Annotated in this window: 11 protein-coding genes; 9 read left to right on the forward strand and 2 right to left on the reverse strand. The window is 55.1% G+C overall.

What is annotated here, in order from left to right:
- Positions 1 to 103: 103 nt before the first annotated feature.
- Positions 104 to 2,230 carry a S8 family serine peptidase gene (locus IQ241_RS07765; protein WP_193905849.1) on the forward strand — a complete coding sequence of 709 codons (2,127 nt, stop codon included), beginning with the start codon at positions 104 to 106 and terminating at the stop codon, positions 2,228 to 2,230.
- Here the strand turns inward: IQ241_RS07765 and IQ241_RS07770 are convergent.
- Complete coding sequence (locus tag IQ241_RS07770; protein WP_193905850.1) at positions 2,198 to 2,902, reverse strand: lysophospholipid acyltransferase family protein; 705 nt, start codon at positions 2,900 to 2,902, stop codon at positions 2,198 to 2,200. The two genes, IQ241_RS07765 and IQ241_RS07770, sit on opposite strands and share 33 nt — an antisense overlap.
- A 124-nt stretch (positions 2,903 to 3,026) precedes the next feature.
- Positions 3,027 to 3,530 carry a tRNA adenosine(34) deaminase TadA gene (gene tadA, locus IQ241_RS07775; protein ID WP_193905851.1) on the reverse strand — a complete coding sequence of 168 codons (504 nt, stop codon included), beginning with the start codon at positions 3,528 to 3,530 and terminating at the stop codon, positions 3,027 to 3,029.
- A gap of 144 nt (positions 3,531 to 3,674) precedes the next feature.
- On the opposite strand from tadA, the gene pcrA reads away from it, so the two are divergent.
- The 8 genes from pcrA to IQ241_RS26435 all read left to right on the forward strand — a co-directional run bounded on the left by pcrA (position 3,675) and on the right by IQ241_RS26435 (position 12,085).
- Entirely contained in the window at positions 3,675 to 6,038 is a 2,364-nt protein-coding gene (pcrA, locus tag IQ241_RS07780) for a DNA helicase PcrA (RefSeq protein WP_193905852.1), read from the forward strand.
- Positions 6,039 to 6,419: 381 nt separating this feature from the next.
- Positions 6,420 to 6,824 (forward strand): GFA family protein, encoded by a 405-nt coding sequence (locus IQ241_RS26425; RefSeq protein ID WP_193905853.1) that lies wholly within the window; start codon positions 6,420 to 6,422, stop codon positions 6,822 to 6,824.
- Positions 6,825 to 6,944: 120 nt separating this feature from the next.
- A complete protein-coding gene (locus tag IQ241_RS07790) occupies positions 6,945 to 7,331 on the forward strand; it encodes a GNAT family N-acetyltransferase (RefSeq protein WP_193905854.1) in 387 nt (128 codons plus the stop codon).
- Between the two features lie 202 nt (positions 7,332 to 7,533).
- Positions 7,534 to 7,758: a pentapeptide repeat-containing protein gene (locus tag IQ241_RS07795; protein WP_228021485.1), complete on the forward strand. Its 225-nt coding sequence runs from the start codon at positions 7,534 to 7,536 to the stop codon at positions 7,756 to 7,758.
- A gap of 130 nt (positions 7,759 to 7,888) precedes the next feature.
- Positions 7,889 to 8,464 (forward strand): Uma2 family endonuclease, encoded by a 576-nt coding sequence (locus IQ241_RS07800; protein WP_193905856.1) that lies wholly within the window; start codon positions 7,889 to 7,891, stop codon positions 8,462 to 8,464.
- Between the two features lie 74 nt (positions 8,465 to 8,538).
- On the forward strand, positions 8,539 to 9,114 hold the full coding sequence (locus IQ241_RS07805; RefSeq protein ID WP_193905857.1) for a DNA-3-methyladenine glycosylase I: 576 nt from the start codon (positions 8,539 to 8,541) through the stop codon (positions 9,112 to 9,114).
- A 103-nt stretch (positions 9,115 to 9,217) separates the two neighbouring features.
- On the forward strand, positions 9,218 to 11,713 hold the full coding sequence (locus tag IQ241_RS07810) for a PAS domain S-box protein (RefSeq protein ID WP_193905858.1): 2,496 nt from the start codon (positions 9,218 to 9,220) through the stop codon (positions 11,711 to 11,713).
- Between the two features lie 3 nt (positions 11,714 to 11,716).
- The gene (locus IQ241_RS26435; RefSeq protein WP_193905859.1) at positions 11,717 to 12,085 is read left to right on the forward strand and encodes a four helix bundle protein; all 369 of its coding nucleotides are present in this window, start codon (positions 11,717 to 11,719) and stop codon (positions 12,083 to 12,085) included.
- Positions 12,086 to 12,106: the final 21 nt, after the last annotated feature.

Below are 12,106 nucleotides of genomic sequence, written 5' to 3' on the forward strand. Positions count from 1 at the left end.
ATTTTAAAATTAACTTACATAGGTTATCAGGATTAGGGGCTAATATCTTGATTCCACTGTGACTATTCTCCGACCGGACATTTGCAATTGAGGCTTCAGCGCTATGCATAGTGACTCGGATAATGGCTTGGGCAGTTCGGCGGCTGACTCCACCGCTCAGGGCGTTCGGGCCGATCAGCGCGGCGAGATCCTCCAGCGCGGCGGCGAGGAGCTAAGGCTGCAACAGCTGGGCGATCGCTTTACCACACGTCTGGTCTCCGCTGACCCGGCGGCGCTCGATGCGCTCAGGCCAATCATTCAGCCACTAGCGGTGCGGCCCGTGGCCCAAGGGCAGCTGCTGGAATGGACGGTTCCGGCGGGGCGGCTGGAGGCGGCCCTAGCCTCAGCCCGGGCCGCGGCTGAGGTGCGCTTTGCCAGCCATGTCTACAGTCTGGCGGCCAGCCCGCAGACAGTGCTCTATCTGACCGACCAGATCACTGTTCAGTTTGGGCCTGGGATACTGCTGTCAGCAGTGGACGCGATCGCGACTCCCCTCGGTCTCCAGCACGAACGGGAGCTCCCGGGCCTAGACCAGGCCTTTATCCTACAGGTAACCCCGGCGGCTGAGGAAAATCCGATTAAGCTGGCAAACCGTCTGGCCAGCCGAACAGAGGTGCTGCTCGCTGAGCCCAATGTCGTCGTCGAGTCCGCGCCGCTGTATCGCCCCGGAGACACGCTCTATGCCAAGCAGTGGCACCTGCACCACCAGGGCGGCCCCAGCCTGTCGGCCAATTCTCACATTGCCGCCGAGCGGGCCTGGGACCTGACCCGGGGCAGCCGTTCGGTGGTGATTGCGATTACCGACGATGCCTTTGACCTGGATCATCCCGACCTGCAGGGGCTGGGTAAAATTGTCGGCCCGCAGGATCTGCGATCGCGCGATGCCCTGCCCCTGCCCAGCGAGGCTGAAGACAACCACGGCACCGCAGTGGCCGGGCTAGCCCTGGCGGAGGAAAACGGCAGCGGCGTCGTGGGCGTGGCCCCAGGCTGTAGCCTGATGCCGATTCAGACCACCGGCTTTTTGGACGATGAGACCATCGAGCAGATGTTTGACTGGGCGACTGAGCAGGGAGCAGCGGTCATCTCCTGTAGCTGGTCGCCCGCGGCGGTCTATTTTCCCCTATCGCTCAGGCAGCGCAGTGCCATCACCCGGGCCGCCACTCGGGGCCGGGGCGGTAAGGGCTGCGTCATTCTATTCTCGGCGGGGAATGCCAATCGGCCCGTGAATGGCAAAGTCCAGGAGCAAAACTGGCCGAACAACGCCCTGCGTGGCGTGACCGAATGGCTGGGTGGGTTTGCGATTCACCCCGACGTGATTGCCGTCTCGGCCTCTACTAGCCTCAACCGCAAGGCGGCCTACAGCAACTGGGGTAGCCACGTGGCGATCGCGGCCCCTAGCAACAACGGGCCGCCCAGTATGGCGCTGCCGCGCCTGGGACAGGTTTCGACCGGGCCGCCGGTAAAGGAGCGGCTGCCGGGGCTGGGCATGGTGACCAGCGATCGCGTTGGCTCGCCGGGCTACAGCCGGGGGGACTATGCCTCGGGCTTTGGCGGCACCTCCAGCGCCTGCCCAGTGGTGGCGGGGGTGGCGGGCCTGATGCTCTCGGTCAACCCCGACCTAACCGCCCAGGCGGTAAAGCAGATTTTGCAGGATACCGCCGATAAGATTATTGATGAAACCCCCGACCCGCAGCTCGGTCTTAGCTATGGCACCTATGACAGCAACGGCCATTCGCGCTGGTTTGGCTATGGCAAGGTGAACGCCTACCGGGCAGTCGCGGCGGCCCGCGATCGCTACCTGGCCCAGCGCCAGCTGACCGAAACGCTGACGGCCAGCGGCAATACGACCTTGGACATTCCCGACGGCAGCGATCGCGGCATCCGCAGCCCGATCGAGGTGAGCCAGAGCGGTGAGCTACAGGACATCCAGGTTTACATCGAAGCCGATCACGAGTTTTTAGGCGACCTGTCCTTCACCCTGCTGCCCCCCAGCGGCGGCCCGATTTTACTCCAGGGTCGTACCCTGGGCCGCCAAACCCGGCTGCGTCAGCGCTACACTCTGTCCACCACGCCGACCCTGTGCCGGTTGTTGAACCAGCCTGTGCGCGGTCGCTGGCAGCTCCAGGTGATTGACCACGCGCCCAAAAATGTGGGTCAGCTAAGGTACTGGGAAATCCGCCTGGGACTGTAGCACCGTTTGCAGCGTCGCGGTGAGCTGCTGGGCCTGCTGTTTGGGAGAGCTTTTAGAGCAGGTGGAAACCGCGATCGCAGGGCCAATCCGTACCTGAACCCGGCTGTGCCAGGTGGGGCAGGGCTGGTCGTATTGAATGTGAATCGGCACAATTTTGAGCGATCGCTGAGGACAGCTGCGCTGGGCCTGGAGGGCTAGCCGCGCAAACCCCGGTTTGAGCGGATTGGGGCCGCTGCGGTAGATATTGCCTTCGGGAAAGATCACCAGCATCTGCTGCTGCGCCAGGAGTTCGATGCCGTAGCGCAGCGATTTCACCGAGGGCTGCCGAGTATTCACCGGAAAGCCGCCAAGCTGACGAATCATCCAGCCCTGCAAGCCGGTACATTCATCTGCAGTAACCATGAAGTGCGGGTAGCGACCGGTGGTCTGGCGGCAGGCATAGCCAATCAGCAGCGAATCCCAGCGAGACCGATGGGTCGGCGCGAGCAGGACGGGACCGCGAGTGGGAAGATGGGCCGCGCCCTGGATCTCAATACGGCTGAAGTAGGTAGGCAGAACACCCCGTTCACCCAAGACATACATCGCCGGGGCCAGCCAGGGCGAGACCTGCGAAGGGACTTCTGGGCTAGGCGGTTGGGCAATCGGCCAGCGATCGACAAGGGAAGTTAGCATTGAGAACTGAGCCGCCAATGGGGTTGGCAGTAGATATACGGAGTGAATTTGCTTTCAAAGCTAGGCGACCCGGCCGATCATTGAAAGCGGCCTCATGCCAGTTTCGCGCCTGTCCTGTCTGGGCTCAGCGATCGCGCCGCCGCTGCTGAAACCAGCCCTGAAGCTGCTGCCGACAGGGTGCCGCCAAAATGCCGTCCAGCACTGCCAGGCGATGGTAGGAGCAGTCGCTGTCGGGCAGATTGAGGACTGAACGGATGGCACCGGTCTTAGGATCGCTCGCGCCGTAGACCAGCAGCCCCAGCCGCGCCTGGATGATCGCCCCGGCACACATCGGGCAGGGTTCTAGCGTCACGTAGAGCGTGCACTGATTGAGATGCCAGTTTTGCAGCCGCTGCCCGGCCAGTCGCAGGGCCAGAATTTCGGCATGGGCGGTGGGGTCGCGATCGCGCTCCTTACGGTTGGCCGCTTCGGCCAGCAGTTCCTGATCGGGGCCGACGATGACCGCACCGACGGGGACTTCTCCCTCCGCCCCAGCGGCTTCCGCTAGGTTGAGGGCGTGGATCATCCAGCGGCGATGGACCAGGTCAGTTTCGTCGGCGTTTTCAGGTGGTGGAATGTCAAACGGCATGGGGGCTTCCGGTGTAGCTTTTGCCGGTCAACGCAACTGTACCAGATGCCTAAGCCCGGTTTCGGCGTCCCGTCTCCAAAGCTTGATGGCATACTGAGAAAGGCTCACCTCAGTCTGTACTCCTCCAGCAGTTTGCACAATTTCATGACAGTCACCACAGATTTCCTCAACCAGCTCAACCCGTCCCAGCGTCGCGCCGTCGAGCATTTCTGCGGGCCGCTGCTGGTGGTGGCGGGGGCCGGGTCGGGCAAGACGCGGGCGCTGACCTACCGGATTGCCAACCTAATTCTAAATAATCGCGTCGATCCTGAAAACATTCTGGCGGTGACCTTTACCAACAAGGCCGCTCGGGAGATGAAGGAGCGGGTGGAGCGGCTGTTTGCCGAGCAGGAAGCGCTGGCACGCCACGGTAAGCCCCTCCAGGCGCTGAGCGAATACGAGCAAATCCAGCTGCGCTCCTATGTCTACAAAACCTTCATTAAGCATCTCTGGATTGGCACCTTCCATGCCCTCTGCTCGCGGATTCTGCGCTTTGACATCGAAAAATATCAGAGCGAGGCAGGCCACCGCTGGACGAAGACCTTTAGCATTTTTGACGAGTCAGATGCCCAGAGCCTGGTCAAGAGCATTGTCGTTTCTAAAATGAACCTGGACGATCGCGCCTTCAATCCGCGATCGGTGCGCTTTGCCATCAGCAATGCCAAAAACCAGGGCTATGACGCCGCCGAATATGAGCAGGCCAATCAGACCTTCAAGGGCCGCACCATTGCCGAAGTCTATCGCTACTATCAGGCCGGTCTGGCTGAGAACAACGCCCTCGACTTCGACGACCTGATTCGCCTGCCGGTACAGCTCTTCCGTCAAAACAGTCAGGTGCTGAACTACTGGCACCGCCGCTTTCGCCATATTTTGGTAGACGAATATCAGGACACCAACCGCACCCAGTACGACCTGCTGCGGCTGCTGACCACCAACGGTCAGGCGGGCCGCTTTGACGATTGGGAGAATCGCTCGGTGTTTGTGGTAGGCGATGCCGACCAGTCGATTTACTCTTTCAGAGCTGCGGACTTTACTATCCTGATGGGCTTCCAGAATGACTTTGGCGACGGCCTGCCCGACGACGACACCCGGACGCTAGTGAAGCTGGAAGAAAACTATCGCTCGACTTCCAATATTCTTGACGTCGCCAACTATCTGATTGAGAACAACACCGAGCGGATCGATAAGATTCTGCGGGCAACGCGTGGCGAAGGTGAAACCATTGCCTGCTACCGGGCCGATGACGAAGTGGCCGAAGCCGAGTATGTTGTTGGTCAGATTCGCAGCTTGGAGTTTGACCATCCTGAGCTGTCCTGGGGCGACTGTGCCATCCTCTACCGCGCCAACGCCCAGTCGCGTGCGCTGGAGGAAGTGCTGACCCGCTACAGTATTCCCTACCGGGTGGTAGGGGGTCTGCGCTTTTACGACCGACGAGAGATCAAGGACGTACTGGCCTATCTGCGGCTGGTGGCGAACCCGGCAGACAGCGTCAGCCTCAAGCGGGTAATCAACACGCCTCGCCGAGGCATTGGCAAAACCACGATCGACAACTTAGAGAAAGCCGCACAGGAGCTGGGGGTGCCGCTGTGGGAGATTATCAGCGATGAGACCTCGGCAAAAACCCTGGCGGGCCGCTCAGGCAAGGCCGTGGTGGGCTTTGCCAAAATGGTGCAGTCCTGGCAGGACAAGGTCGATAGCGCTACGGCTTCCGAGATTGTTCAGGACGTACTCGCTGACACCAGCTATCTGGAAACGCTCCAGGCCCGGGGCACGGAAGACGATCTGGAGCGGGGACAAAACATTCAGGAGCTATACAACGCGGTGCTTCAGTTTGAAGAAGAGAACAGTGAAGACGCCTCGCTGCTCGCCTTTCTGGCCAACGCCTCGCTCAATTCTGACCTGGAAGATTCTAAAAATGAGGGGAATGAGGTTTCCCTGATGACGCTCCATGCTTCTAAAGGGTTAGAATTTCCGGTTGTTTTTCTCGTCGGATTGGAACAAGGCCTGTTCCCCAGCAATCGCTCCCTCGACGATGCCGCCGCCATCGAAGAAGAACGACGTCTTTGCTATGTCGGCCTGACCCGAGCCCAGGATCGACTGTTTATCTCCCACGCTCGCCTGCGCCGCCTCTACGGCTCCGACCGCACACCCGCCATGCCCTCAATCTTTCTCGGCGAACTGCCACCGGACTACATCCAAACCAACATCGCCACCGCCCTACCCGAACGCTGGACCAAAACCCAGCGCCAGGCCAAACTCAGCCAAACGCGACAATCTTCAGATCGGCCCGGCACCCATGCCGACGACTGGACCGTCGGCGAACCGGTCAGCCATCCTGCCTTTGGGGAAGGCAAAGTGACTCACATCTTCGGCGCGGGTAACAAAATTTGCCTGGCGATTCACTTCCCCGGACTGGGCAAGAAGATTATCGACCCAAAAGTGTCAACCCTAGAGCGAGTGAGTAGCTGACATTAACAGCAGACGAAATCTTGACTGCTACCGATTGATTATTCGAGCCTATCCTAAATGCTTCAGCCGCATCGATTCCATCCCCTGATCTAGCAGGCGAGGCGACTGCGATTGGGTCGTAAGTTTCATACTCAATAACTCAGCTATCCGGGGTGTTATCTCGACCAAACGATCGATAAGCCCCAATCACTATGATTAACTATCAGATGTGCTGCATAACACCTTCATTTCCTAGCCTTATCTAGTAAAGCTTCGATACAATTTCAGGAAGGTACGGTATTATCTAGCAAATCTGCTGAATAACTTTCGCAGGAAGGGGGGGCATTATCTATCGGATCTGCTGCTGAAGTAATAGTTAGGCGTCCCTATCAAGACACAATTATGATTTCAGGTGAATGTTTTTGTGCTGCAATTTCATATGAGCTAGAAGGTACTCTCCAGAATGCTCGTTCCTGTCATTGCTCGAGATGCCGAAAGGCATTTAGTGGGGCATCGTCTGCCTATGCAGAACTTGCCCCAGGTAGCAAAATTAGATGGACTAGTGTAGGGAGCCTCGCGACTTATAGCTCCAGTGGTGGATGGGGCATTGGATTCTGTAGTAATTGCGGTTCTACTCTCTGCGGCCTATGGAATGGGGAAGTGCATGGCCTTACGCTTGGGTGCATAAACGGCGATCCTGGCGTTGAGATAGAAGCGCATCTATTCGTAGGCTCTAAGGCTTCATGGGATCATATAGGGGGAGATGCTCCGCAGTATGATAAATTTCCGGTGCTGAAAGAGGAGTGACGATGTGACGCCTAACAAGGCGATGAACCGGACGCTTGAGTAGAAAATTCTCTCGCTGCCACTTTAGTTAATATCAATCAAGCGCCGCTTATCGCAGCGCTATGCAGATTTGAGTAGCCTATGTCGTTAGAAATTCGCCATCTCACCTCAAAGGATGTCCTTCTGATGGAAGCGCTACTTACAACCTTCGGCGAAGCATTCAACGAAGTAGAAACCTATACCGAGAACCGTCCGAGTTACGAGCTGATGAAGTTCGAGCAGGAGCGTAGCGAGATCTATATCTACGATCTTGCTGTGGCATTGGAGCATCGGTGTGAAGGAATCGCAACGGCCTTGATTGAGAAGCTAACAGAAATTGCTGCTAAGCGTGGAGCTTATGTGATTTTCGTACAGGCAAATACTGGTATCGAGGACAGACCTGCGATCGCACTATGCGCAAAGTTGGGAAAACGTGAGGATGTCTTACACTTTGACATTCCTGCTGATGGCGAGCAGGGCACCGCATAACATTTCTGTTGGAGTGGACTGATCAGGGGCATCAGATTTTTGAGGGAGGCGTTGTGATTTACAGGTTAAATTGTTTGTAAATGCACTGCAAACATGTAGGGACTTCTCATGAAAATAGCTGGGCTGACCGAACGTATTTTAATAGAGCGCATTGCAGTTAGAAGCTTATTCGCTTCGCTGCTGGTGCTGCTTCCAGTGATGTCTGAAGCCGCTAGGGCAGAGGAGCTCAGACTTCGACGACGCCGTGCTCGCCGATGCCGATCTGTCCGGAGCCAACTTGACCGATAGCAACCTCAACGACGTTGCGCTGCGCGGTGCTGACCTAACTGGGGCAACCGTTGCTGACGACATCCTGGCCGAAGCCAAGCGCTGCGGAGCCACGATGCCCAACGGCGAGCAATTTACCGAAGGCTGTGAAGTCGACTGACGAGCTTGCCCTCAGAGGAACCCGTTAAACTTAGACTGAACCAAATTTTCATCGTCTTTGTCACAATTTGCAAGTTTAAGAGAAGCAGCCCAATGACTAAAATCACTATATAAAGAGCCGCAAGCCAACCATGACACCGGCAATTGAGCAAGGCACTTACAGCCACGAAGAATACTTAGAATTCGAAACGGCTTCGGAGGAGCGTCATGAATACGTGGATGGGGAAATCAGGCCGATGACCGGCGGAACGCCTGACCATAACGACATTGCTGGAAACCTCTACGTTTTGCTCAAGCTCGCGCTGAAAAGAAAACCATATCGTACTTTTTATGCCGATCAGCGACTTTGGATTCCCGATCGAAACCTTTATACCTACCCCGATGTGATGGTAATTGAGAAACCTGTACAGCTTCAAACAGGGCGTGCTGACGTAGTGATGAATCCTTGCTTGATTGCTGAAGTACTGTCCAAATCGACTCAAGACTACGATCACGGCGAGAAGTTTTCTGCCTATCGCACCATCGACAGGTTCCGCGAATATCTGCTCATTGATCAGTACAGCATCCGCGTAGAACACTATGTCAAGACTGCCGCTAATCAATGGCTGCTATCGGAATACGATAATCCCAACGTCACACTGACTTTGAGCACGCTTGAAGCTCAAATCGAAATTGCTGATTTGTATGAGGATGTTGATGCTGTGTAGGTGAGGAGCGCGATCGCCCGCCTTAAAATCCTAAACTCTGCGATGAATCCCAACCTCCGAACAGGTCAAACGCGATGAGCAGCGAAGCAGCCTCTCCGATCAGCTACTGCCAGTTCGCACCGGAGCATCCGATTCACGGCCCCTATCATGATTGCGAGTATGGCTTTCCCGTGCGGGACGATCGCGTGCTCTTCGAGCGGCTCATCCTGGGAATTAACCAGGCGGGACTCTCCTGGCTGACAATCTTGAAAAAGCGCGAAGGCTTTCGCCGGGCCTACAGCCAGTTCGACATCGACGCCGTGGCGGCATACGACGAAGCCGACCGAGCACGGCTGCTCGCCGATCCGGGAATCATCCGCAACCGGCTGAAGGTAAACGCCGCTATTGAGAACGCCGGTCAGATCGTGCGGCTCAGACAGGCGCATGGCTCGTTCGCGGCCTGGTTGGATGCGCAGCATCCGCTAGCGAAGCCGGAATGGGTAAAGCGTTTCAAACGAACATTCAAGTTTACCGGAGGCGAAATCACGGGCGAGTTTTTAATCAGCACTGGGTACCTGCCGGGTGCCCACGATGAGAATTGCCCGTATACGCAAAGGTGGCGACAGAGTCCATCGTGGATGAGAGTGACCGATCAAGCACGTCCTGACTAGGCCATTCACGCGGACTCGGCAGTTCGTCGAGAGCATGGGAACTGTAGCTACAGAGCAAGGCAAGCTAAGGTTATAAAATAAGGTCTAGCACGGACGCTGAATCATGCAAATCACAATCGACGTTCCTGATGAACTCGCCCAGCATTTCGACCGCGAGTATCTGAGTCGTGAGATTTTAGAATCTTTAGTCGTGCAGGCCTATCAACGCGAAAAAATCAGCAGTGCCGAAGTGGGTCGCATTCTAGAGCTACCCTCTCGTTGGGCCGTAGATGCTTTCCTAAAACAGCACCATGCCGACCTCCACTACGATGAAGCCGACCTCGAACGCGATCGCTTACAAGTCCTCAAACTGTTGATGGCTCAAGCAGCGATTTCACTAGAAAATGCTCGATTGTATGAACAGTTAGCAGACTATGCCAAAACACTGGAAAGCGAGGTAGAAGAGCGAACTCAAGCCTTGCAGCAGGCGATCGCAGCGCGTCAACAAGCAGAAGAGGCATTACAACGTAGCGAAGCCAAGTTCCGCAATATCTTTGAAAACTCGCAGGTGGGCATCTTCCGAAACCGCATTTGTGATGGATTAATTCTCGATGCCAATCAACGCTTTGCCAATCTGTATGGCTTTGATTCACCAGAGGAGATGATTGGGCTGGAATGCACCGCAAGCTACTATGTCAATCCTAGCGAGCGCCAACAATTCCTTGAGTTACTGAAGCGAAATGGGGAAGTGCGAAGCTATGAAGTCCAGATGCGAAAACGAGATGGGACAATATTTTGGGGACTTTTCTCTTCCTATTTGAATGCAGGCGGTGACTACATCGAAGGCATACTTGCGGATATTAGCGATCACAAACAGGCAGAAGCCGCATTACGGCAAAGTGAAGCGAACTATCGTAACCTGCTACAAACTGCGAACTCCGTTATCCTTCGCTATGGCCCGCAGGGAAGAATTCACTACATCAACGATTATGGGGTAAAACTCCTGGGCTATGAAGAACATGAAATTTTAGGGCGCACCGTCTTTGAAAGCATTATTCCAGAAGCCGAACTCTCTGGACGCGATATGAGACCCTTCGTCCATGATTTACTTCGCAATCCTCAATTGTACCCGCATGGTGAGGGTGAAAACCTGTGTCGAGACGGTCGGCGCGTTTGGATGGAGTGGTCAAATCAAGCCATCTTTAACAACCAGGGAGAGGTCGTTGAAATTTTATCGGTAGGCAACGACACCACCCAGCGTAAGGCGGCAGAAGAGGCGTTACAACGCAGTGAAGCCAAGTTCCGCACGATCTTTGAGAACTCGCAGGTCGGCATCTTCCGAACTCGCCTTTGTGATGGATTAATTCTTGATGCCAATCAACGCTTTGCAGATCTGTTTGGCTTTGATTCACCAGAGGAGATGATCGGGCTGGAGCACACTACAGGCTACTATGTCGATTCCAACGTTCGCCAACACGCCATTGAGTTGCTGAAGCGGGATGGGGAAGTGCGAAGCTTTGAAATCCAGATGCGAAAACGAGATGGCACAGCGTTTTGGGGACTTTACTCCGGTTATCTGAATGCAACCGATAAATACATAGAAGGCGTGGTTGCGGATATTAGCGATCGCAAACAGGCAGAGATCGCGCTGCAAGCCTCTGAAGCAGAACTACGGGCGCTGTTTTCAGCTATTCCCGACCCAATCTGTATCTTCGATGCTGAGGGGAAATTGATCTGTGCAATCAAAGGAAATCCGTCCTATGGAGAGTTGCATCGGGAGGAGTATATTGGCACAACCCTGCATCAACTTTATGCTCAGGAACTAGCGGATGAATTTCTGCATTACATTCAGCAGGTGCTGAGAACCCAAGAAATTCTTACCGTTGAATACAGCCAGTGGCTATCTGAACGAGAAATCTGGTTTTCGGCTCGCATTGCCCCAATTCAGCACGAGCAGGTGATTTGGTTGGCACGAGATATTACGCTGCAAAAGCAAGCAGAAGCAGCCTCGATTTTAGAAGAACGTAACCGCATGGCACGCGAAATTCACGATACCCTGGCTCAGGCGTTTACAGGCATTTTGGCTCAGGTCGGAGCGGCAAATCAGGTGCTAACGGATGATGTAGAAGCAACTGGGGCACATCTAGACCTGATCAAAGAATTGGCGCGAACTGGACTGGCTGAAGCGCGGCGATCGGTCTTTGCACTCCGTCCTCAGCTTTTGGAGGAGGGCAGTTTACAGAGCGCTCTACATCGTCTCGTAGCTCAAACCAGGGCTACCGCAATGGATACTACTTTGTATTATGAGATCGAGGGTGCAGTGTATTCTCTACCCACTGAGGTCGAGAATAACCTACTGCGGATTGGGCAGGAAGCCTTAACCAATGCGATTAGACACGCCAATGCTGACGAAATTCGAGTGGAGCTAGTCTATGATCTCGACCAGGTTTGCCTGCGGGTGCAAGACAATGGACAGGGCTTTGGAGTCGGAAGTATTCCCTGCTCGGAGGGTTTTGGCTTACTCGGCATGAGCGAACGGGCAGAGCGTATCGACGCACAGCTCACGATTAGGAGTCAGCCTGGGCAAGGAACAGAGATTATTGTAGTAGTTGGGGTGTAGGGTATGGGTAGGTTGGAGAGTTTTCGGGATTTGGAAGTCTGGAAAGTATCAATGCGATTAGCAAAGGCGGTTTATCAAGCAACAGAAGTGATGCCTAAGCACGAAATTTATGGATTAACTTCGCAAATTCGGAGAGCCTGTGTTTCTGTGCCTGCCAATATTGCTGAGGGATATGGACGGAATCATCGTAAGGAGTATCTTCAGTTCCTCGGTATTGCGAATGGAAGCCTCAAAGAATTGGAAACCTTGCTTCTCCTTACCAATAGCTTGAATTACATTAATGACATTACCGAATTAATGAGTTTGTGTGACAGTACAGGACGCCTACTAACCCGTCTCCGTCAGAGTCTTCAAAGGAGAATCGACAATTGACACCCCGCACACCCCACACCC

It is taken from the genome of Vasconcelosia minhoensis LEGE 07310 (assembly GCF_015207255.1).
Lineage (GTDB): Bacteria > Cyanobacteriota > Cyanobacteriia > Phormidesmidales > Phormidesmidaceae > Vasconcelosia > Vasconcelosia minhoensis.